This is a genomic window from Mesorhizobium sp. M5C.F.Cr.IN.023.01.1.1 (genome assembly GCF_003997585.1).
In the GTDB taxonomy this organism is placed as follows: domain Bacteria; phylum Pseudomonadota; class Alphaproteobacteria; order Rhizobiales; family Rhizobiaceae; genus Mesorhizobium; species Mesorhizobium wenxiniae.
Window position 1 is genome coordinate 1 of the sequence record NZ_RZSU01000257.1, and the last position, 536, is coordinate 536.

At 60.6% G+C, this 536-nt stretch carries 1 protein-coding gene and 1 pseudogene; both read left to right on the forward strand.

Features of this window, described 5'->3' with window-relative positions:
- A pseudogene (locus EOA78_RS35645) lies at positions 1-313 on the forward strand (hypothetical protein); the annotation flags it as partial.
- A 53-nt stretch (positions 314-366) separates the two neighbouring features.
- Positions 367-536 (forward strand): SDR family NAD(P)-dependent oxidoreductase (locus tag EOA78_RS35650; protein WP_245478018.1); only part of this gene is annotated, 170 nt, incomplete at its 3' end.

Here is a 536-nt window from a genome sequence, read left to right on the forward strand (position 1 = left end):
CTACCCGCTCCTGACGGCCAGCATCGCTGGCGTGATCGTGCATTTGATCCTGGCCATCGCCTATGGGATCGTGTTCGGGGAGATTGCCGCAATGCTGCGAGGGCGAGCAGCCTTCATTGGTCTCGGCAGCGTCTTTGGCCTCGCCTTGTGGCTCGTCAATTTCTATGTGATCGCGCCGATCGCATTCCCCTGGTTTCTGCAAGCAAGCCCGGTCGTGCAGTTCATTGCCCACACATTCTTCTTCGGTACCGTCCTCGGCTGGTACCTGTGGAAATCGCACGAGAGAAGCGGGCTCGAAGGACCGGCGGTTTAGCCTTGCCAATACCAACTTGGCGCCGTCAGATTGAATTTCGCGGAAAGACAGCGGTGGTCACCGGCGCTTCTGCCGGTGTCGGACGCGCTGTTGCCCTGCGCCTCGCACGAGAGGGCGCGAAGGTCGCTCTGATCGCGCGCGACAAACCTGCTCTCAGCCAATTGAAGGCGGAAATCGAAGGCAAGGGCGGCGAGGCACTCGCCATAGCCGCCGATGTTTCTGA